General features: G+C 69.4%; 21 protein-coding genes and 1 pseudogene. 9 read left to right on the top strand and 13 right to left on the bottom strand.

Annotation, left to right across the window (positions count from 1 at the left end; genetic code table 11):
- Positions 1-4: 4 nt before the first annotated feature.
- From AB0I69_RS37270 to AB0I69_RS37245, 6 genes are all read right to left on the bottom strand, one after another.
- A complete protein-coding gene (locus tag AB0I69_RS37270) occupies positions 5-616 on the bottom strand; it encodes a hypothetical protein (RefSeq protein ID WP_363100178.1) in 612 nt (203 codons plus the stop codon).
- Positions 603-2,141 carry a VWA domain-containing protein gene (locus AB0I69_RS37265; RefSeq protein ID WP_363100177.1) on the bottom strand — a complete coding sequence of 513 codons (1,539 nt, stop codon included), beginning with the start codon at positions 2,139-2,141 and terminating at the stop codon, positions 603-605. The genes AB0I69_RS37270 and AB0I69_RS37265 overlap by 14 nt, the downstream gene beginning before the upstream one ends.
- On the bottom strand, positions 2,138-3,355 hold the full coding sequence (locus tag AB0I69_RS37260; protein ID WP_363100176.1) for a toxic anion resistance protein: 1,218 nt from the start codon (positions 3,353-3,355) through the stop codon (positions 2,138-2,140). The genes AB0I69_RS37265 and AB0I69_RS37260 overlap by 4 nt, the downstream gene beginning before the upstream one ends.
- Before the next feature lie 13 nt (positions 3,356-3,368).
- Positions 3,369-4,448, bottom strand: a complete 1,080-nt coding sequence (locus tag AB0I69_RS37255; protein WP_363100175.1) for a substrate-binding domain-containing protein — start codon at positions 4,446-4,448, stop codon at positions 3,369-3,371.
- Positions 4,449-4,556: 108 nt separating this feature from the next.
- Positions 4,557-4,955 (bottom strand): hypothetical protein, encoded by a 399-nt coding sequence (locus AB0I69_RS37250; protein WP_363100174.1) that lies wholly within the window; start codon positions 4,953-4,955, stop codon positions 4,557-4,559.
- Between the two features lie 102 nt (positions 4,956-5,057).
- Positions 5,058-6,269 carry a pyridoxal phosphate-dependent aminotransferase gene (locus AB0I69_RS37245; protein WP_363100173.1) on the bottom strand — a complete coding sequence of 404 codons (1,212 nt, stop codon included), beginning with the start codon at positions 6,267-6,269 and terminating at the stop codon, positions 5,058-5,060.
- A gap of 159 nt (positions 6,270-6,428) precedes the next feature.
- On the opposite strand from AB0I69_RS37245, the gene AB0I69_RS37240 reads away from it, so the two are divergent.
- Entirely contained in the window at positions 6,429-7,265 is an 837-nt protein-coding gene (locus AB0I69_RS37240; protein ID WP_363100172.1) for a serine protease, read from the top strand.
- Positions 7,266-7,292: 27 nt separating this feature from the next.
- Here the strand turns inward: AB0I69_RS37240 and AB0I69_RS37235 are convergent, their stop codons facing one another.
- Both AB0I69_RS37235 and AB0I69_RS37230 read right to left on the bottom strand, forming a co-directional pair.
- Entirely contained in the window at positions 7,293-8,915 is a 1,623-nt protein-coding gene (locus AB0I69_RS37235; protein ID WP_363100171.1) for a D-aminoacylase, read from the bottom strand.
- An 11-nt stretch (positions 8,916-8,926) separates the two neighbouring features.
- Positions 8,927-10,204 carry an amino acid deaminase gene (locus AB0I69_RS37230; RefSeq protein WP_363100170.1) on the bottom strand — a complete coding sequence of 426 codons (1,278 nt, stop codon included), beginning with the start codon at positions 10,202-10,204 and terminating at the stop codon, positions 8,927-8,929.
- A gap of 138 nt (positions 10,205-10,342) precedes the next feature.
- Between AB0I69_RS37230 and AB0I69_RS37225 the strand changes: the two genes are divergently transcribed.
- The 6 genes and pseudogenes from AB0I69_RS37225 to AB0I69_RS37200 all read left to right on the top strand — a co-directional run bounded on the left by AB0I69_RS37225 (position 10,343) and on the right by AB0I69_RS37200 (position 15,192).
- Positions 10,343-11,389, top strand: coding sequence for a sugar kinase (locus tag AB0I69_RS37225; protein WP_363100169.1), 1,047 nt, complete (start codon positions 10,343-10,345; stop codon positions 11,387-11,389).
- A complete protein-coding gene (locus tag AB0I69_RS37220) occupies positions 11,386-12,150 on the top strand; it encodes an IclR family transcriptional regulator (RefSeq protein WP_363100168.1) in 765 nt (254 codons plus the stop codon). Before AB0I69_RS37225 ends, AB0I69_RS37220 begins: the two co-directional genes overlap by 4 nt.
- Complete coding sequence (locus AB0I69_RS37215) at positions 12,147-12,551, top strand: RidA family protein (RefSeq protein WP_363100167.1); 405 nt, start codon at positions 12,147-12,149, stop codon at positions 12,549-12,551. Before AB0I69_RS37220 ends, AB0I69_RS37215 begins: the two co-directional genes overlap by 4 nt.
- 125 nt (positions 12,552-12,676) lie before the next feature.
- The gene (locus AB0I69_RS37210; protein ID WP_363100166.1) at positions 12,677-14,155 is read left to right on the top strand and encodes a gluconate:H+ symporter; all 1,479 of its coding nucleotides are present in this window, start codon (positions 12,677-12,679) and stop codon (positions 14,153-14,155) included.
- 81 nt (positions 14,156-14,236) lie between these two features.
- A pseudogene (locus tag AB0I69_RS37205) lies at positions 14,237-14,448 on the top strand (hypothetical protein); the annotation flags it as partial.
- Between the two features lie 75 nt (positions 14,449-14,523).
- Entirely contained in the window at positions 14,524-15,192 is a 669-nt protein-coding gene (locus AB0I69_RS37200) for a hypothetical protein (protein ID WP_363100165.1), read from the top strand.
- 24 nt (positions 15,193-15,216) lie between these two features.
- Here the strand turns inward: AB0I69_RS37200 and AB0I69_RS37195 are convergent, their stop codons facing one another.
- The 3 genes from AB0I69_RS37195 to AB0I69_RS37185 form a co-directional block, all read right to left on the bottom strand.
- Positions 15,217-16,581 carry a M14 family metallopeptidase gene (locus AB0I69_RS37195; RefSeq protein ID WP_363100164.1) on the bottom strand — a complete coding sequence of 455 codons (1,365 nt, stop codon included), beginning with the start codon at positions 16,579-16,581 and terminating at the stop codon, positions 15,217-15,219.
- 139 nt (positions 16,582-16,720) lie between these two features.
- Positions 16,721-17,989 carry a hypothetical protein gene (locus AB0I69_RS37190; RefSeq protein ID WP_363100163.1) on the bottom strand — a complete coding sequence of 423 codons (1,269 nt, stop codon included), beginning with the start codon at positions 17,987-17,989 and terminating at the stop codon, positions 16,721-16,723.
- Positions 17,990-18,041: 52 nt separating this feature from the next.
- Positions 18,042-18,560, bottom strand: a complete 519-nt coding sequence (locus tag AB0I69_RS37185) for a SigE family RNA polymerase sigma factor (RefSeq protein ID WP_363100162.1) — start codon at positions 18,558-18,560, stop codon at positions 18,042-18,044.
- Between the two features lie 155 nt (positions 18,561-18,715).
- On the opposite strand from AB0I69_RS37185, the gene AB0I69_RS37180 reads away from it, so the two are divergent.
- Together AB0I69_RS37180 and AB0I69_RS37175 are read left to right on the top strand one after the other, a co-directional pair.
- Positions 18,716-19,018, top strand: a complete 303-nt coding sequence (locus tag AB0I69_RS37180; RefSeq protein WP_363100161.1) for a hypothetical protein — start codon at positions 18,716-18,718, stop codon at positions 19,016-19,018.
- A gap of 178 nt (positions 19,019-19,196) precedes the next feature.
- On the top strand, positions 19,197-19,421 hold the full coding sequence (locus tag AB0I69_RS37175; protein ID WP_363100160.1) for an antitoxin: 225 nt from the start codon (positions 19,197-19,199) through the stop codon (positions 19,419-19,421).
- Between the two features lie 15 nt (positions 19,422-19,436).
- Here the strand turns inward: AB0I69_RS37175 and AB0I69_RS37170 are convergent, their stop codons facing one another.
- Together AB0I69_RS37170 and AB0I69_RS37165 are read right to left on the bottom strand one after the other, a co-directional pair.
- Positions 19,437-19,631 (bottom strand): hypothetical protein, encoded by a 195-nt coding sequence (locus tag AB0I69_RS37170; RefSeq protein WP_363100159.1) that lies wholly within the window; start codon positions 19,629-19,631, stop codon positions 19,437-19,439.
- 282 nt (positions 19,632-19,913) lie between these two features.
- Positions 19,914-20,426 carry a hypothetical protein gene (locus tag AB0I69_RS37165; RefSeq protein ID WP_363100158.1) on the bottom strand — a complete coding sequence of 171 codons (513 nt, stop codon included), beginning with the start codon at positions 20,424-20,426 and terminating at the stop codon, positions 19,914-19,916.
- Positions 20,427-20,531: the final 105 nt, after the last annotated feature.

The following is a 20,531-nucleotide window of genomic DNA, read 5'->3' as shown; positions in this document are numbered from 1 at the left end:
GCGCTCAGCCGTTCTGAGAACGCCCCCGGTCCTCCAGATACCGCGTGTGCGACTCCTGCCGCCGCGCCTCCACCTCCCGCAGGTTCGCCGCCAGCCCCTGCGCCTCCTGCTGAAGCACCGTCAACTGCCGTTCCAGATGCCGCTCAGGCGGCTCGGTGCCGGGTGCCAACCGGGTCCACCACCGCGTCCGTACGAACGTGTCGACCGCTTCCGGTACGTCCTGCCGGATCGCCCGCGACAGGATGTGCACGCCCTCCGGATCCTGGGCGAGATCGTGCGTGACCTGCGGATCGAGAAGCCCGGCGAGGAGCTGGGTCAGCTCGGTGAGGCGGCCCGCGGCGGCGGGCGGCAGCTCGACGCCGGTGAGATAGCCGCCGAGCCTCTCGAAGTCGTCCCGCAGTTCCTCCAGTTGGGCCGACGGGTCCTGGAAGTCGGGCAGCGCCGGCCGCTCCGGCGGGGCGATCAGCGCACCCGCGCCGTACAGCCCCACGACCACGACCGGCCAGTACGGCCCCGCCACCCCCACGAACGTCAGCACCAGCCCGACCAGTCCGCACGCGCTGCCGGTGAGATTCTTGCGGGACTCCAGATAGCCCAGGAACCTACTGGTAGCCACGGATCTCCTCGAAGGCGCCGTCCAGCGAGCCCTGTTGGGCGTCGAAGAGCCGGCCGCCGGTCAGATCGGCGATGTGCTGGAGCTCCGCTTTGTCCGAGTCGCCGAAGAGGATGGGGAAGACGGGTATCTCCCGCTGCGGGGACGGGAGTTGTCGGTAGAAGCCGTCGAAGTCCTTCGCTTTGGCGCCCGTTGTGTTCTCGCCGTCGGTCATCAGCACGATCGACGTGAACGTGTCGCCACCGGTGCCGAGATGCTCGTACGCCTTCTCCAGCGAGGTGTAGATCGCGGTGTTGCCGGCTGCGCTGAGTGCCTTGGTGTCCGCGCGGATGGCATCGAGCCCGGCCTGCGGATCACTCGGGCTCACCGCATGAGTCCTCACACTCTTCACGGCCGACCCGAACGGCATCAGCGTGACCTCCTCGCGCTGCCGGAAGTCGCCGGTCAGAGCGGTGAGGGCCTTCTTCAGCCGGGACAGCCGGTCGCCGTCCATGGAGCCCGAGGTGTCGAGGACGTACACGGTCCGCGACGGCCGACGCAGCTTGTTCTCGTACGAGTCGAGGAGCCCGTCGGCGACGGACTGGCTGCCGGGGAAGGGGAGTTCACGCCGTCGGCTGGTGTCCAGGCCGGACGCGGGCGCTACGGAGGGGACGACCGGGCGACGATGCGTGCGGGTGGTGATGAGCCGCTGGAGGGCGTCCGTGCGCAGGTCGGCCGTCACGCGCCGGACGTTCTCGCGGGTCGTGGCGTCCGTCGAGGCGAGGGACGTCAACGGGTAGTCGGCGGTGACGACTCCGTCGCTCGGGCGGATCACCGTCAGGCCCGGGATGCCCTTGAGGACGGACTCGTAGTTGAGCAACGCGTCCACGTTTCCCCGGCGTTGGTAGGCGGTCGCCAGCCAGCCCGAGGAACCCGAGGTCAGCTTCTGCCCCTTGAAGAACGCCTTCAGCCGGGGAGTCGCCTTGGTGACGTCCGCGTCGGTGAGCGCCGACTGGGCGCCGGAGAGGGCGGAGGCGACCGAGATGAGGGTCGAGAAACCGGAGTTGGAGCGGGCGGGGTCCGTCATGCCGTAGGTCAACCTGCCGTCCTGGACGGCCTGTTCGATCTGCGACCAGGTCACCTTGTCGGGCGTCCAGCCCAGTGCCGTGACGGTGGCCGTCTTCACACCGATCGCGACCGGGCTCGACATGATCGGGGTCTCGGACACGACCTTCTTCGCCGCGTCGGGCCGTAGCCGCAGATAGTCGTTCGACGACAGCCACAACGCGTCGTACTGCCCGTCGACCTTGCCCTTCGCCAGCAGGTCCACCGCGTCGAGGGTGCCCATGTAGGTGGGGCGGATCGTGATGCCGGTGTCCTTGCGGACCTGGTCGAACACCGGGGTCATGTCGCTGAGTTCGCTGGAGGCGAGGACGCGGAGGGTGCCGGGCTTGGGGGCGTTGTCGGTATCGGCCTTCGTGTCGTGTGCCGACGTGCACGCGGTGAGCAGCGCGGCCGTGCCGAGGGCGAGCGCGAGGAGACGTCTCATCCGAGACCGCCTTCCAGGGCGCTCTGCGACCGGCTCCGCTCCAAGTACGTGCTGGCGTGCTGGAGTTCGGACGTCAGGGACTCCACGGTCGCCGCCATCACCTCGGTCGCCTGGACCTTGTAGGTGTCGATCGCGTCGAGCGTGCGGTAGATCTGCTGGAAGGCCGTACGCAGCGTCTCCGCGCCCACCGCCGGGTCGGCCGCGATGCGCTGGATCTCGCCGCTCTGCGTGGAGAGCATCTCGGCGTTGCCCCGGATGAGGTCCTCGGTGGTGCCGCGCAGGGCGTTGACCTGGTCTACGACCTTGCGCTGGTTGTCGAGCGCGGAGGCGAGCATGACGGAGATCCGGAGGGCGGAGACGGTGGTCGTGGCCGCCCGGTCGACGCCCTTGATCAGCTCGTCGTTGTTGCGCCGTACGACATCCATCGCCAAGTAGCCCTGCGCGCACACCGCGAGCTGGGTCAGCAGGTCCTGGTGCTTCTGCCGGACCGGGAAGAGGACGTCCGCGCGCAGAGTGTCGGCCTGGCCCGGATCGCCGGCCTCGACGCCGGTGATGTGCTGCTCGACGGCCGTGTCGAGGGCCTGGGTGAGGACCACGTACTCCTGGAGCTTGCCCATGGTCTCCCAGAGGCGGACCCGCTCGGTCTGCAACGCCGCGTTGTCACGCCGGAGTTCGTCCTGGCCGCCGCGCAAGGAGCCCACGATCTTGTTCAACGTGCCTTGCGCGGAGGCGTACTTGGCGACGTGGTCGCGCAGTTTGTTGCCGCCGGGCAGTCGGGACAGGAACTTGCGCCCCTTGGAGGCGGGCAGGTCACGCGGGTCCAAGTCCTCGACCACACGCCGCAGTTCGACGAGCGAGCCTGCCACCTGCGACTGCGCGTCCCCGCCCTTCGACGGCAGGCTCCGCACGGTCCGCTCCAGCATGCGGTTGGACTGCGCGGTCGCGGTGCGCATCTCACCGGCGCCGAGCGCGGTGATCTCGCCGACCTTGCCCGCGAACTCGGGCGAGCGGGCGTCGAGGGAGGCGAGCCCTTCGACGTAGGCGGCGGCCTTCTGAGCCATGTCCGTACGGACGGAGTCATCGACGGGCACGAGTCCGCCGGCCTTCTCCTTCGGCACGGGCTTCACGGCCTCCGGCGGAGTGAGAGTGAAGACGTCGTCACCGCTGAGAGTGTGCTCACTGCTGTTCTGGCTGATGTTGAAGCTGCTGCTCATGTGGTCCCCCCGTTCAACCGCGCGCCCGGCGCGCCATGTCGTGCAGCACCTTCGAGGTGGGCACGGGCGCCTGCCGGACGCCGGTCAGCGTCTGGTTGAGGTAGCTGGAGTGGGCGGCGGTGGCCGCGACGAACTCGGCGGTGTCGCCCTGCGGCCGGAACCCGTGCCGGACGGCGAGTTTCCGCAACGTCGGGTCGCTGCTGAGGAGTTGACCGAGCTCGCGGCCCTCGGGAGTGAGCGGGACGACGGTGTGGTCGCTGTTGGCCGTGGTGTCCGGGTAGAGCACGACGAGGTCGCCGACCGGCTGCTTGTCGAGGAGCAGTGAGGCGACCTGCGACTCGTACACGAGGACCAGCGGATTGCCGGCGCCGCTGATGAAGTCCCTGAACGGCGCGTCCGAGCTGGACTGTTGGGCACCCTGCACGCTGATCAGCTTGTGCATCAGGGGCGCGGTGCGGTCGACATCGGCGCTACTGGCCGCCACCCGCCCGCCGTTGGCGACGTAGGAAGCGGCGGCGAGGTACAAGGCCCCCGAGTTGGAGGTCTCGGGGTCGGTGGTCGCGATGTAGAGGGTGCCGGTCAACTCCCCATGTTTGTCAGCCCCTTTGAGCTGCTGCCAGGTGAGGTCCCGCTTGGCCGCGTCGAGATAGGCGGCCATCTTCAACGTGCCGCGGTCCTTGCTCGTGTCCAGAGTGGCGAGCCCGTTGTCCGAGAGGACCTGGGCGGCGCTGCGGTGGGCCACGACGACGAGCGGCGAGTAGAAGGGCCGAGGCAGTGGCTGCTGCGCCTTGTACTTGGCGGCGAGGGCGTCGGCCGGGGCCTGGCTGGAGGGGAAGGCGAAGTCGTACCCCTTGAGGTTGAGCCCTTCCATGGCCCAGGACCCGGAGGTCTCCGTCTTCACGGTGAAGCCCTTGGCGGCGAGGGCCTTCACCACGTCGGGATCGGCGAAGAAGTCCGCCTTCTCCGAACCGATCACGCCACGCACGGTCTTCGTTGCCGTGCTCTTGTCCCCGTTGTCCCGGCCCGCCACGACGGCTGCCACCACGCCGCCGATCAGCAACACCGCGAGGACGATTCCTGCGATACGTCTCACGAGGGGCAGCGTGCTCGCGGAACCCAACATTCCCCGAGGAAAGGGATGAACGGGAGGTGTCGGAGGGGTCCCGGATCAACACGGCTGCTTTTTCAGGGGCGAGGCAGCTCAGGCGACCGCAGTCACCGCATGCGCATCCATCCGCTCGGCCGACAAAATCGCCGCAGCCGTATCCGCCCGGGACGCCGCAACAACCAACGCCCGCCCGGCCAGCGCATGAGCCCTCAAATGCAGGGCATCCAAACGCGCCGTAGAAGAGGCCGCAGCCGCCCGGCTGGGCGAGGCGCCACCGCGCAACCGGCTCAGCTGCGCGGCAAGCCGCTCGGCAGCGACATCCAGCTCGTCCGACGGCGCCAACGCCCGCAGTTCGTCCGTCACCGCGAGCAGCGCGGCGAGATGCCCCGCAAGCTGAATATCCAGTTCCTCCTCACGCGACCGATGAGGGAAGTCGGAGGAAGGGCGGGCCACCGTGCTGTGGACCGACTTCGTGCGGATCGGTTCGTACATGGCATGGTCTCCTGTGCTCAGACAGGAAACCATCCTAGCTTAGATCTCGTCTAAAGTTATGCTGGCCGAAATATTGGCCGGAAGAAACCCGGTCCACGAGGTTTACGGCTGGCTGTACCCGTCCAGGAAGTTCCCGATCCGGGTCACCGCGTCTCGTAGATCCCCGACCGACGGCAGTGTGACGACCCGGAAGTGGTCGGGCTCGGACCAGTTGAAGCCGGTGCCGTGGACGACCATGATCTTCTCGCGGCGCAGCAGGTCGAGGACCATCTGCCGGTCGTCCTTGACCTTGAAGACCTGCGGGTCCAGCCGCGGGAACAGATACAGCGCCCCCTTCGGCTTCACGCAGGTCACGCCGGGGATCTGGGTCAGCAGGTCGTACGCGACGTCCCGCTGCTCCTTCAGCCGTCCGCCCGGAAGCACCAGGTCGTTGATGGTCTGCCGGCCGCTGAGCGCGGCGACCACCCCGTGCTGGCCGGGCATGTTGGCGCACAGCCGCATGTTGGCGAGGATCGTCAGACCCTCGATGTAGGAGTCGGCGTGCGCGCGCGGACCGGAGATCGACATCCAGCCCACCCGGTAACCGGCCACCCGGTACGCCTTCGACATGCCGTTGAAGGTGAGAGTGAGCAGATCCGGGGCGATCTTCGAGGTCGCGGTGTGCGTGGCGCCGTCGTAGAGGATCTTGTCGTAGATCTCGTCGGAGCAGACGAGGAGGTTGTGGCGGCGGGCGATGTCGGTCAGCCCGCGCAGCATCTCCTCGTCGTACACGGCTCCGGTCGGGTTGTTCGGGTTGATGATGACGAGCGCCTTGGTGCGGTCGGTGACCTTGCGCTCCACGTCGGCGAGGTCGGGCATCCAGTCGGACTGCTCGTCGCAGCGGTAGTGGACGGCGGTGCCGCCGGAGAGCGAGACGGCGGCGGTCCACAGGGGGTAGTCCGGGGACGGTACGAGGACCTCGTCGCCGTCGTCGAGGAGTCCCTGCATCGCCATGACGATCAGCTCGGAGACGCCGTTGCCGATGAAGACGTGTTCCACGTCCGTCTCGATGCCGAGGGTCTGGTTGTGCATGACGACCGCGCGGCGGGCGGCCAGCAGGCCCTTCGCGTCGCCGTACCCGTGTGCCGACGACACGTTCCGGAGGATGTCCTCCAGGATCTCGGGCGGGCACTCGAACCCGAAGGCCGCCGGGTTGCCCGTGTTGAGCTTCAGGATGCGGTGGCCTGCCGCCTCCAGACGCATCGCCTCTTCGAGAACCGGGCCGCGGATCTCGTAACAGACGTTGGAGAGCTTGGTCGACTGGATCACCTGCATGTCGGTGAGCTTACGGCCCGGTAACGGCTCTCGCGCCGTGTTTTCCGCCACGTGGGCTTCTTGCGGCGACCCCCTCTTGTCGTGAGAATGTGCATGACAATGACGTGAGGGCGGCCGGAAGATCTCCGGTCGCTCGCGTCTGTAAGAGGGGACCCCCACATGAACAAGCCTCTCCTTGCCGCGCTCTCCACCCTGGCCATAGCCGGGGCGGGCGTGGCACCCGCGGTCGCCGCCCCCCAGGTGGCGCCGAAGGCCGCCGCGGTGACCGTCGACTTCGCCGGCACCGTCTCGCTCAGCAACTGCTCCGGCTCGGTCGTCCGCTTCCCGAACTCGACCGACACCGCCCCCGCACTGGTCATGACCAACGGCCACTGCCTGGAGACCGGCTTCCCGGCCGCCGGCGAGGTCATCACCGGCCAGTCCTCCAGCCGTACCTTCGGCCTGCTCAACTCGGCCGGCACCAAGGTCGCCACGCTCCGCGCCAACCAGGTCCTCTACTCGACGATGACCGACACGGACGTGACGATCTACCGCACCACCACCACGTACGCCGCGATCAAGAGCGCGTACGGCATCAGCCCGCTCACCGTGAGCGCCACGCACCCGACGGCCGGTACGGCCATCAAGGTCGTCTCCGGCTACTGGAAGACGATCTACAGCTGCAGCATCGACGGGTTCGTGTACCGCCTCAAGGAGGGCGACTGGACCTGGAAGGACTCGGTCCGCTACACCTCCGCCTGCAACACCATCGGCGGCACCTCCGGCTCCCCGGTCATCGACACCAGCACCGGCCAGGTCGTCGCCGTCAACAACACGGGCAACGAGGACGGCGAGACCTGCACGGAGAACAACCCGTGCGAGGTCGACGAGAACGGCAAGGTGACCGTCCGCGAGGGCATCAACTACGCCGAGGAGACCTACAACATCCCGGCCTGCTTCACCGCGGCGAACGTGCTCAGCCTGAGCGCCTCCGCCTGCACGCTGCCCAAGCCGTAGGTCAAGGGGTCTCGCCCAAGTCATAGGTCAGGAGCGGGAGTTGGCGTTCCGTCGCACGGGACTGCGACGGACCGACCGCCCCGCCAGCACGTCCGTCCGCCGGCCGTCCTCGATCACGAAGCGGCCGTCGATCAGGACGTGGGGGATGCCCTTCGGGAGCGTTCGCGGCTCCTCGAACGTCGAACCCGCCGCCACCGTCTGCGGGTTGAAGAGGACGAGGTCCGCGCGGTAGCCCTCCTTGACCAGGCCTCGGTCCGGCAGGCGCAGGCGCGCCGCCGGGCGGGACGTCAGATGGGCCACGCACTCCTCCAGTGACAGCACGCCCAACTCCCTTGTATACCGCCCCAGATACTGCGGGAACGTGCCGTACGCCCGTGGATGCGGCTTGGCGCCCTGGAGGATGCCGTCGGAGCCGCCCGTGTGGACGCGGTGCCGCATGATCTGCCGGACGTTCTCCTCGTGGCCCACGTGCTGGAGGATCGACGGGGCGAGCCGGTCGGCCAGGAGGAGACGGCGGGCCGTGGCCCAGCTGTCGAGGCGACGGCCGACGTGGTCCGCCAGCGCGGGATTCTCGACTCCCGAGATCTCGATCGTGTCCCACTCCATCGGCACCCCGTGGCAGCCGTCCGAGCCGACCACCTCCAGGTGGTGGCGGATCCGCTCGGCCGTCCCGTCGTCCGCGAGCCGTTCGAGGATCTTCTCCGGACCGCCCTCGCTCGCCCAACTCGGCAGCATCGCCACGAGAGTTGTGCAGCCCGGGGTGTAGGGGTAGGTGTCCAGGCTGATGTCCGCGCCGGTCGCCAGGGCCTCGTCCAGGAGGGTCAGCAGCTCCGGTGCCCGGCCCTCGTTCACGCCGAAGTTCATGGTGGCGTGGGCCAGATGGAGCGAGCAGCCCGCCTCGCGGCTCAGCTCGACCATCTCCGCGTAGGCCTCCAGTGCGCCCGCGCCGTACGAGCGGTGGTGCGGGCAGTAGTAGCCGTCGTACGACGCCACCACCCGGCAGAGTTCGGTGAGTTCGGCGTCCTTGGCGTACATGCCGGGGGTGTAGGTGAGCCCGGACGACATGCCGACCGCGCCCTGCTCCATGCCCTCGGCGACCAACTGCCGCATCCGGTCCAGCTCCTGGGGTGTCGCCTCCCGGTCGTCCCAGCCGACGGCGAGCATGCGGACCGTGCCCTGCGGGATCAGGTAGGCCGCGTTGACCGCGATGCCATGGCCGTCGAAAGCGGAGTCCAGTCGGTCCAAGTACTCGCCCACCGACCGCCAATTGAAGTCGATGTCGTCGCCGTATCCGTTCCACCCGGTGATCGTCGACCGTACCTCCACGAGTGTGCGGTCGTCGACGGGGGCGTACGACAGCCCGTCCTGGCCGATGACTTCGAGGGTCACCCCCTGCGCCGCCTTGGCGCTGTGGTCCGGGTCGCGGAGCAGGGCCAGGTCGCTGTGGGCGTGCATGTCGATGAAGCCGGGGGAGAGGACCAGCCCCTCGGCGTCCAACTCCCGGCGCGCCTTGGGGCGTTGACAGCCTGCCGCCGCGGCCTCCTGGACGATCGAGACGATCCTGCCGCCGTCGACGACCACATCGGCGCGGTACGACGGTCCACCGCTTCCGTCGACGACGTCCGCGTCCCGGATGACGAGTTCCTCCATGCCGGTGCCTCCTAGAAGAACGTGCGGATGTAGTCGACGACCGTCCCGTCCGCCTCTGCCACCGGGATCAACTGCCACTTGTCGAAGGACGTGCAGGGGTGGGACAGCCCCATCCCGATCCAGTCACCCACCTCAAGGTCCGCGTCCGGGGCTGTTCGCAGCCAGGCGTGCTGGTCGGACAGTCCGCTGACCTCGACACCGGTCGCCGGGCGCTCGGTGCCGTCCCGGCGGACGACCTGGGCGAAGGGGAGGTCCAGGTCGTAGGCCGCGTCCCGCTTGCCCGCGTTGGCGAAGGCCTGCTCGGGTGAGGGGCGGGAGACGACCTGCGCCCAGAGCCGGAACGCGGGCTCCAGGGCGCCTTCCTCGGGGACGCGGGTGAAGGGGGTGATCTCGCGGTAGTGGCCGTCGTCGTGCGAGACGTAGGCGCCCGAGCGCAGCAACTTCAGTGCGGGGAGCGAGAGTTCGGGCAGTTCGGCGAAGACGTCGGCCACCGCGTCGAACCAGGCGCTGCCGCCCGCGCTGACGACGATCTCGTCAACTCCCTGAAAACGCCCGCCCTTGTCGAACTCCACGGCCAGCGAGACCAGCCGCCGCAGCCACGCGTGCACCCGCTCCGGGTCGGCCTGCGGCACCTCGCCCTCGTACCCGGCGACCCCGACCAGCCGCAGTGTCCCTACGTCGGCCACCGCGTCCGCGACGGCCGCGCACTCCGCCTCCGTGCGGACGCCGGTGCGGGCGCCCTCGCCGGCGGCCAGTTCGACGACCACGTCCAGCGGACGGGCGGCGCCGCGCAGGGCCGCGTCCATCGACTCGACTCCGCGCACGGAGTCGACGTAGCAGATGAAGCGGAAGTCGGGGTCGGTGTCGAGCTGGGACGAGATCCACTTCAGGGCTGCCGGGTCGACGAGTTCGTTCGCGAGGAAGATGCGGTCGATGCCGAACTCCCTTGCCACGCGCACCTGGTGGGGGACCGCGAGGGTGATGCCCCAGGCGCCGTGGGCGAGTTGGCGGTGGAAGAGCTGGGGGGCCATGGAGGTCTTGCCGTGCGGGGCGAAGGCGAGGTGGTGGCGGGTCGCGTAGGTCTCCATCAGGCGGAGGTTGTGTTCCAGGCGCTCGGCGGAGAGGGCGAGGACGGGGGTGGTGAAGCCGTCGGTGAAGAGGTTGCGGCGCTGGGCCGACAACTCGGCGACGGTGACGCCGTCCGCGTCCGGGGGGAGGCCCTTGAAACGGTGGTCGACGCGTTCCCCGGCGAGCCGGGCGAGCGCTTCGGTACCGGTGTCGCGGACCATGAGGCCTCCCTGAGCTGGATCGTTGCAATCTCTGCAACCTTCATTGCGTATATCGCTTACCGCTGTCTAACATCTCGCCCAACACCGGGTCAACGGAGCCGCCGCCAACCGGTGCAGTGACGAGGAGCCATCACCATCGTGACCGCCGACGGACAGTCCACCGCCGCCCGTGACGTCGTGGACGTCGTAGCGCTGGGCGAGTCCATGGTCACGTTCCTACCCAGCAGCCCGGGCCGCCTCGCCGATGTGCCCTCCTTCGACCGCGCCATCGGCGGCGCCGAGTCGAACGTCGCCTGTGTGCTGGCCGCCGCCGGGCACACCGTCCGGTGGGTCAGCCGGGTGGGGGCGGACGGCTTCGGTGATCATCTCGTCGAGACCATCGGCGGGTACGGGGTGGACGTGTCCGCCGTACGACGTGATCCCGCGCGGCCGACCGGCATCTACTTCCGCACCGCCGGGGACCGGGCCACCGACGCGCACGAGGTGGCCTACTACCGGGCCGGATCCGCCGCCTCCGCCATGTCCGTCAGGAGCGTGGACCTGGCCGCCGTACGGGCCGGGCGGGTGCTGCACCTGTCCGGGATCACCCCGATGCTGTCCGGCGACTGTCTCGGCCTGGTCCGTGAGCTGACCGCGCTCCGCGCCCACCGCCCGCTGATCTCCTTCGACGTCAACCACCGCCCCGCGCTTGGGGGTTCGGCCGACGGGCCGAGCGTGCTGCTGGAGCTGGCGCGCGGCGCCGACCTCGTGTTCGTCGGCGAGGACGAGGCCGCCGAGGTCTGGGGGCTGGTCGGGGCCGATGCCGTACGGGCCGCGTTCCCCGACCCCGAGACACTCGTCGTCAAGCAGGGCGGGCGCGGCGCCACCGTCTTCCACAAGGACGCCGTCACCTTCGTGCCCGCGCCGCACGTCGACGTCGTCGCCGCGGTCGGCGCCGGGGACGCCTTCGCCGCCGGGTTCCTCTCCGCGACCCTGCGGGGACTTCCCGTACGGGACCGGCTGCGGCACGGCCACCTCACGGCCGCCGCCGCCCTCACCGTCCCCGGCGACCTCGCCGCGCCCCCGGTCCGCGACCACGCCGACCGGCTGGTCGCCCTGGACGACCGGGCGTGGGGGAGACTTCGACTCGGCCCCGGCTGGACCGACGCCGCCGACTGGGCCGACGAGGAGGTACGTACGCCATGAGTCAGACCGTCGACCGCGCGCTCAGCATCCTGCCGCTGCTCGCCGAGGGCCCCGCCGACCTCGGCCAGGTCGCCGAGCGCCTCGACGTCCACAAGTCGACGGCCCTGCGCCTCCTGCGCACCCTGCACGAGCACGGCCTGGTCTACCGCCAGTCCGACCAGCGCTACCGCCTCGGCGCCCGCCTCATCGCCCTCGCCCAGGAGGCGATGGAGAACCTCGACATCCGCGAGATCGCCCACCCCCATCTCGTACGGCTGAACGAGCAGTGCGGTCATACCGTCCACCTCGCGGTGTACGAGGAGAACGAGGTCCTCTACATCGACAAGGTGGAGAGCCGCTACCCGGTGCGCATGTACTCGCGGATCGGCAAGCCGGTCGCGATCACGGTCGCCGCCGTCGCGAAGCTGCTGCTCGCCGACCTTCCGGAGGGCGAGCGCCGGGTGCTCGCCGACAAGCTCGAATACCCCATGTACACGGCCCGCTCCACCCCCAACGCCCCTGCTTTCGTGCGGGAGTTGGAGAAGGTGCGGGAACAGGGCTGGGCCACCGACCTCGGCGGCCACGAAGAGTCCATCAACTGCGTCGCCGCACCGATCCGGGGCGCCGACGGACGCGTGGTCGCCGCGATGTCGGTCTCCGCGCCCAACGTCGTCGTCACCGCCGACGAACTCCTCACCCTGCTCCCACTGGTCCGTCGTACGGCGGACGCCATCACCGGGGAGTACTCCGGCCGAACCCCCGTCAAGGAAGCAAGCTCATGACCGAGAAGACCGCGCTCACGCCGAAGACCCACACCACCCCGCCCGCGAAGTTCTCGCACGGCGTCCGCAAGGGGAACATCCTCCAGGTCGCCGGCCAGGTCGGTTTCCTCCCGGCCGAGGACGGCAGGCCGCCCACACCGGCCGGCCCGACCCTGCGCGAGCAGACCCTCCAGACCCTCGCGAACGTCGAGGCGATCCTGGAGGAGGGCGGCGCGAGCTGGGAGGACGCGATGATGATCCGCGTCTACCTGACGGACGTGGACCACTTCGCCGAGATGAACGCGATCTACAACGAGTACTTCGAGAACCGCGCCGAGGTGCCCGCCGCGCGCACGACGGTCTACGTCGGCCTGCCCGCGGGGCTGCTCATCGAGATCGACGCGCTGGCCGTCCTGAGCTGACCGGTCGGCCGGGCTGACGCCCCCTCAACTCCCGCACACCGTAAACCGGTTCGGTACCCCCCGGGGTGCCGCACCGCGATCTCCCCTGCCCGAAAGCCCGATGTACTTACGTAGAGGACCCCCAAATGTCCTATCCGCTCGCCGCCACCGCCCCCGTGACCCCACCACCCCACACCGGAGGCCTGCTCCTCCTGCTCGACGGCACGGCAGGCCTGTTGACGGTCGCCGCCCTCGGCATCGCGCTCCTCCTCTTCCTGATCATCAAGGTCAGACTCCAGCCCTTCGTGGCCCTCCTCGCCGTCTCCATAACGGTCGGCCTGCTCGCCGGACTCTCGGTCACCGAACTCTTCGGCACCGTCCAGCGCTCGGACGCCGTCTCCACCATCGAGTCCGGCATGGGGGGCATCCTCGGCCATGTCGCGATCATCATCGGCCTGGGCACGATGCTCGGCGCGATCCTCGAAGTCAGCGGCGGCGCCGAGGTGTTGGCGACCCGGCTGCTGAATCTCTTCGGCGAAAAGAGAGCCCCCCTCGCCATGGGCCTCACCGGCCTGATCTTCGGCATCCCGGTCTTCTTCGACGTCGGCATCTTCGTCCTCGCGCCGATCGTGTACGCCGCCGCCAAGCGCGGCGGCAAGTCGATCCTGCTCTACTGCCTGCCCCTGCTCGCGGGCCTGTCGATGACCCACGCGTTCCTGCCGCCGCACCCCGGCCCGGTCGCCGCCGCGGGTCTCCTGCACGTCCAGCTCGGCTGGGTCATCCTCATGGGCATCGTCGTCGGCATCCCCGCCGTACTCGCCGCGTGGGCCTACGCCGCCTGGATCGGCAAGCGGATCTTCGTCGCCGTACCGCAGGACATGGTCGAGGCGGCGGCCGAGGCCAAGCAGGCGGTCATCGACGAACAGCGTGCGTCCGGTGTCGTACCGCAGGAGAAGCCGGTGTCGCTGGGCACGGTCCTGGCGATCATCGGCACGCCCCTCGTCCTGATCCTCGCGGCCACCTTCTCGTCGATCGCCTTCGACCCGTCCACCGGCCGCTCGGTGGTGGAGTTCTTCGGCAGCCCGTTCGTGGCCCTGACGATCGCGCTCCTCCTCGCGTACTACCTCCTGGGTCTACGTCGAGGCTGGTCCCGCAAGTCCCTGGAGACCGTCTCCACCGCGTCCCTCAAGCCGGTCGGCAACATCCTGCTGGTCGTCGGCGCGGGCGGGATCTTCGGCGCCGTCCTCAAGGCGAGCGGTGTCGCGCAGGCCCTCTCGGACACCTTCCACGACGTGGGCCTGCCGGTGCTCGTCCTGTCGTACCTGATCTCGCTGGTACTACGGGTCGCACAGGGCTCGGCGACGGTCGCGATCGTCACGACGGCGGGCATCGTCGCCCCGCTGCTGGCCGAGGGCCACCACTCCCAGGCCTTCGTCGCCCTGGTCATCATGGCGATCTCGGCGGGCTCGATCTTCGCCTCGCACGTCAACGACGGCGGCTTCTGGATGGTGGCCAAGTACTTCGGGATCAGCGAGCGGGACACGCTGAAGACGTGGACCGTGCTGGAGTCGGTGCTGTCCGTCTCGGGGTTCGCTGTGGCGGCGGTGCTGAGTCTGTTCGTGTAGGTGCCGGGTTCTGGTGATCGTCGCGGCCGGCCGGTGTGGGTTGTGGCCGGCTGTCGACGGTCGCTGGGGCTGTGGTGCGTGATGGCTGTCGGGTCCATCTCGGCGGGCTCGATCTTCGCCTCGCACGTCAATGACGGTGCCCGCGCGCGGAGCGCGCTGATGGATGCAGCTGGATGGTGGCCGAGTACTTCGGGATCAGTGAGCGGGACACGCTGAAGACGTGGACCGTGCTGGAGTCGGTGCTGTCCGTCTCGGGGTTCGTTGTGGCCGCTGTGCTCAGTGTGTTCGTGTAAGCCTCTTGTAGGCGTCTGATAACAAAGTTGGGGCTGGCTGTGTGCGGCACAGGATCGTCGACCATACTGCCCGCTGTGGAGCAGCGCATAGGTTCGAGCAGCCAGCCCCTGGAGGGCGAGCCCGTGAAGGGTGCCGGATTCGACCCGGCCTTCATCCCGGGGCTCACCGCACCCGCCGTGTCCTCCGACGCACCGGAGGACGCGAAGCCGGAGGACGCGGAGGTCGAGGACGCGGAGGCCGAGGCGGAGGAGCCGGAGGCGTCGGAGGATTCCTCGGAGTCGGCGGTCGGGAAGGCGGACGTCAAGAAGGCGGACGTCGAGAAGACCGTCGCCGAGGCAGACGACGCCGACGAGGCCGAGGCCGATGACGCCGACCCGGAGTCCGAAGGCCCCGTCTTCGAGGCCTCCGACCGGCGTGCGGAGATCGTCGCGGACGGGAAGGGCGTACGACTGCGCCTGGACGACCAGGCGTGCGAGTTCCGCTGGGACGAGATCGGCGCCGTCGAGACCGAGACCCCGCGCTTCGGCAAGCGTTTCACCATCACGGTGCACACTCCTGACCGCCGCTGGTACCCGATCGAGATCGAGGCGGCGGCCAGGAGCCGGTTCACCGAGTGGGAGACGCAGTTGGACGCGGTTCTCGACGCCTACTTCGACGACGGCGACGAGGACGAGGCCGACGGACCCGACGAGGTGGACGAGGCCGTCCTCGCCGAGGCCGAGGCAGAGGTCCGCAAGGACTAGCTGAAGGACCGGCTGAAGGACCAACTAGCCGCAGTACTGGGCCTCTTTGCCGATGGACCGGTACATGCAGTCCGCGTTCTCCAGCAGTTGGAACACCGCGTCCCGGTTCCGGGAGGTCTCCCGCTCGATGACCTCGTCGGGCGGGTAGAACCCACCCCCGGAACTGGACGTCGGATACATCTCGAAGGTGTAGTCGAAGATCTTCTGACTGCCCCAGAGGTAGTCGTCGATCGAACCGTCCGTGATGTACAGGTCGCTGGACTGCTCGGCCGTGTAGCCGTTGCTCGCGCCCATCTTCTGCCCGACCGCCTTGAACGCGGCGGCGTCATCGGCGGTCATCCCGGTCGCCGTGTCGGAGTACGTGTACCCGAACGGCCACAGCACCAGCTCGCTGTACGTGTGGAAGTCGATCCCCGCGGTGATCTGCTGCTTCCCGCCGACGACCCGGCTGCGTACGAAGTCCGCGACCACCTTCACCTCGGGCGCCGACTCGGCGGACGCGCCCCGGTAGGTCTCGGACGAGGTCGAGCCCGAAGAGCCGCCGCAGCAGCCCCACTTGTAGTTCCAGTTCCGGTTGAGGTCCGTACCGACGTTGCTGGAACCGGAGTTGGGCTGGCGGTTCTTGCGCCAGGACCGGTAGGCGCCGGTCGCGATGTCGTACTCGCCGCCGTCCGGGTTGAGGTCGGGCACGATCCAGATCTCGCGGTTGTTCACGATGTTCGTGACGCGGGAGTCGGTGCCGTAGCCCGCGCCCAGCTCGCGCAGCAGGTACAGCGCCATCTCGACGGTCAGGTGCTCGCGGGCGTGCTGGTGGAAGGTGAGGATGACCTCGGGTTCGTTCTCGTCGGTGGCCACGTTGTCGCTGACCTTGATGGCGACGATGTCCCGGCCCTGGTACGACTTGCCGATCACCCGCTTGCTCATGATGGCCGGGTAGGCCGCGAGCCGCTGGTCGATCTCCGTGTTCGCCTCGGCGTAGTTGTGGTACTTCGAGTCGGCCGAGGGGAAGTCGAGGAGCCGTGCGGCGTCCGCGGCCGAGGAGCGGTCCGGGGCGGAGCCCAACAGCGAGACCTCGTAGCCCTGTTGGCGCAGCTGCTTGATCTGGGCGGCGCGGCCGGAGACGACCACGGTCTCCTCGTCGGACTCGTCCACGGTGACGCCGGCCGCCGCGATGGCCGTACGCGTGACCGGGGTGTTGTGGTCGACGTGGATCTCGTACTGGCGGATGTCGTCCGCGGCCGGGGATGCCTGTCGTGCGCTGTCGGCGGTGGCCCTGGCCGCCGTGGCCGTCTCCGCGACGGGGGCGGCGAGGGCGAGGGCCATCAGGGCGGCGAGCGCGGCGGTGCGTCTGCCGCTCCGGGCGCCTGAGCCGCGTATACGAAGTCGCATGAAATCTCCTTGCTGGAGTTGGGGGGTGTTTCAGTGCGACGTGCGTGAAGTACGGCGTGCGGGTGGGGTGTTCCTGTGTGGCGCCTATGTTGATGTGTTGGCATGGTCAGGTCAAGGGCGCCAAAAGTGGCCGGCCGGATTACCGCCACTTCGGGCTCAGGGCGATCTCGCGGAGCTGCTTCATGGTCAGGACCGGGGTCTTGCGGGTCGCGGCGGTGTCCTGGGCGCCGGAGTTGAAGGCGCTGACGACGACACGCCTTCCGTCGGGCCGGATCGTGTCGACGGTCCACATGACGACACCCGTGCCGCCCTTCTCGCCGGGTCCCTGGTGCTCGGCGACCTTCGTGCCGTCGGACAGGACCTCCGCGCCGGAGCCGAACAGGTCGCCCTCGACGTTCGACATGTCGGGCTGGACGTTGATCTGGACGAGGCTCCTGCCCTTGCCGTCGTCGACGACGAGATAGCCGAACTCGGGGTCGTCGTCGGCACCGCTCTCGGACACCGTGAGGCCCTTCGGCAGCAGGGCTTTGAGCGTCGGGGTGATCGCGAGCGCGGTGGCCGTCCCGCTCGCGCTCGGTGGCGCGGCCGGGGTCGTCGTGTCCTGGGGAATCGCGTCGATGGCCTTCCGCCAGGCGGTCGAGGCGGCGAGCTTCCTCAACTGCGCCGCTGAGAGCGGTGGTTGGGGCCTGCTGATCGGCGCGTCCTTCTCGGCGGCGGCGTTCCACTCGCTGACGCTGACGTGCTGGCCCTGCGGGGTGACGAGTTCGGCGTTCCACCACTTGGTGTCCACGCGCCGGTCCGGATACTCGTACCCCTGAAGGACCATGACCACCGACCCGTCCGCCAACTTGCTCGTGCCGCACGCGTCGTAGTGCGTGAACGCCTTCCCCGGGCAGGTGGTGACCTGGCGCGCGTCGTCGCCGCCCGGCTGGATCCGGCCCAGGCCGAGGCTGATGGCCGACGCGCCCTTGCCGTCGTCGTAGACGAGTTGGACGTACGGCGCCGGTCCCTCGTCCGTGCCCCTGGTCTCGACCTTCGAGAACTTGCCGAACTTGCCGTTGGCGAGGAGGTGTTCGAGCGTACGGGTCAGGGCGTCGCCGGAGACGGGGGCGGGGGCGGCGGCGGAGGTGGCCGCCGGTGTCGTCGCGGAGCCCGTGGAGTTCTGTGTCGTACGGCCGTTGCCGCTGGGCAGGAGCAGGGCTCCGCCGATGCCGACGAGGGCGATACCGGCGGCGCCGCCCATGACGGCGGCGTTCCGGCGTCGTAGCAGGCGCCGTCGTCCTTTGAGCTCGCCCGTGGCGGCGAGCGCGGCCCGGTCGGTCTCGAAGGCGTTGCCCGCGTCCCGGAGGCCGGCGGCGAGCCGTGTCTCGAAGGGGTCGACGGCATCGCTGGAGTGTGCGTCGGGCATGGCGAACCACCGTTTCGCATAGGGGAGTTGGCGTGAGGGTTGAAAGGGGCGGTCAGGGGCGGGCGTATTCGTCGAGGTTCTCGCCGAGGAGTTCGCGCAGCCGGCCGAGCGCGCGGACGCACCGGGTGCGTACGGCGGCCGAACTGACGTGCATGACGTCGGCGGTCTCCTCCACGGACCGGTCCTCCCAGTACCGCAGGACGACCACGGCCCGGTCCTTGGCGGGCAGCCGGGAGAGGGCCTGGAGCAGGGTCAGCCGCAGGGGTGTGTCGGAGCCGGGGGCACCGGGATCGGGCAGGTCGGGCAGGACGTCGGTGGCGCGCTCCGTGCTGCTGCGGCGCCGCTGATGGGCGAGGTAGGTACGGGTGAGGACGGTCTGGGCGTACCCCGCCGGGTTGCCGACGCGGGACATCCGCCCCCAGCCGACGTACAGCCGGCCGAGGGTCTCCTGCACCAGGTCCTCGGCGAGATGCGTGTCCCCGGCCGTCAGCAGGCAGGCGGACCGATAGAGATGCCCGGCGCGTGCGGCGGCGAACTCCGCGTACCCGTCGGAACGCCCCTGTCGTCTCATACCTGTTCCCCCTGATTCCCCCTGCTCGGTGGACCGTTGCCGGCACCGCCCTCACTTGTACTGATGCGGTGGGCCCACAGAAATGTTTCAGGTGGGGGCGATCGCCGTGCGAGTGTGTGTCCTGTCGAGATCGTGTCCGACAGGTGGAGGGGCTTGTGGCAGTGGGAAGGACGGCCCGTCGGGCGCAACGCGAGGCGAGGGTCGGGGCGGTGTTCGGGGAGGACGCGGCTCCGGTGGCGCTCGACCTGCTGGAACTGGTCGAGTTCGCATGGCACGACTGCTACGGCGAGGTCACGCCGGGCGATGAGGTGGTTGAGGACATCCTGACCTGCTCCCGGGGTGACCTCGCGTGGCTGATCCGATACGCCCGGCTCGCCGTCGACGACTGGCGGGATCTGCGGCTCGCCGCCGACGAGATCAGGTCCGCCGAGAACAGCCCCGGTGGGCCCGGCCGCTGAACTCCGCGCCCCGGTAACGCGGGTTGGTGGGGTGGGCCGGGACGAATACGCCCCGAACGCGCCCGCCCCGCGCCCCCGACCGCCGGGGCATCCGCGTGGGGGCCACCTTGTCCTTCGGGGTCCGGCGTGACGACCATGTCCTGACCGCACAAGCCCACTTGGAGCAAGGGGACCTGTCGTGTTCGACAACCTGCGGGATCTGGAGAAGCTCAAGGACAAGGCCGAGGAGATCGCCGAGGACCACGGCGACAAGATCGCCGACGGTCTGGAGAAGGCCGGTGATCTCCTCGACGAGAAGACGGACGGCAAGCACAGCGAGAAGATCGACACCGCCGTCGACAAGGCCCAGGAACTGGTGGACAGGCTCGCCGCGCAGGCCGGGGACGAGGCGAAGAAGGACTGACGGCGGGGTGAACTCTCAGCCCACGGGGCCGAGCTCGCCACGCGTCGGCAGCGAGCGCAGGGCGCGGAGCGGGGACAGGATGTTCGGCAGGACGCTCAGCGTCATGCCGGTCGCGCCGATCCACAGGGTCACCGCCGCGCCGAATACCGAGCCCGAGGCGCCGCTCAGCAGAATCCCGCCCCAGGACACGAACCGGGCCGTCGCGCGCATCCGGCCCAGGACCGGTGCGAGGTCAGGGCCTGCTGGAAGCCCGACCGGGCCACGACACGGATGAGTCCGCCCAGGGAGAGCGACGCGAGCAGGGCAGGGTATTGGAGGACGAACTTCAGGCCCACCTTGATGTCGCGGCCCGGTTGACGTTGCTCGGTCGGCCCCGACTCCGGCTTCGGCTCGCGTGTGCGGATGCTGAGCGCCGGCAGCCCGGACATGGCCAGTCGCCCGAAGTCCGGATCGCCCAGGAGTCCGAGCCGCGAGCGTAATGACGTGCGAACCTCACAGCCCGCCGAAGACCACTGAACGCCAAGTCCAGCCCGACGCGAGGACCGCGTCCCGCAGGGCGTCGCGCAGCTCCGCGGCGTCGAAGCGGAACGTCTCCGTCGCTTCGAGGTGGCCGCCGGCCCCGCGTCCTACGGTCCACTGGCGGGTGACGGTCCGGTCCGGTCCGCGTGAGTATCCCGATGCGATCCGGAGTGTTGGTGGATTCCCGACCCGGGTCACCTCACGCTGCTCTTCGAGCGCGCGTACCTCGTGGTCGTGGCGGTTCAGTCGCATGCGGATCCGGACGGCGTGGGTGAGTTGGGACTCGACGAACAAGCGCTGCCAGGCGGGTTCCGTGATCCGCCACTCGGCCACCAGGTCGGCCTGCTCCGCGGCGCCGTAGCGGACGACGTAGGGCACGTTGGGTCGGTCGAGGCCGAGCAGGGCTGCCCGTACCTCCTCGGCCGGGAGCGGTGCGAGGCCGGCCGGAGGGCGGCGGGTTCCGGTCAGCCTGTCGAAGAGTCCCATGGCGTCAACCTAGTTGGCCCCGAGTGGGGGAGTGGGACTCGACCGCGCCGCAGTGGGCCCATCCGATGCCGAAACTGGCCCCGACCCGCATGGCCCGGCCGTCGA

Origin of the sequence: Streptomyces sp. NPDC050508 (assembly GCF_040655155.1) — a bacterium.
Classification (GTDB): Bacteria; Actinomycetota; Actinomycetes; order Streptomycetales; family Streptomycetaceae; genus Streptomyces.
The sequence above is the reverse complement of the archived record's forward strand: the minus strand, read 5'-3'. Positions and strand labels throughout refer to the sequence as shown.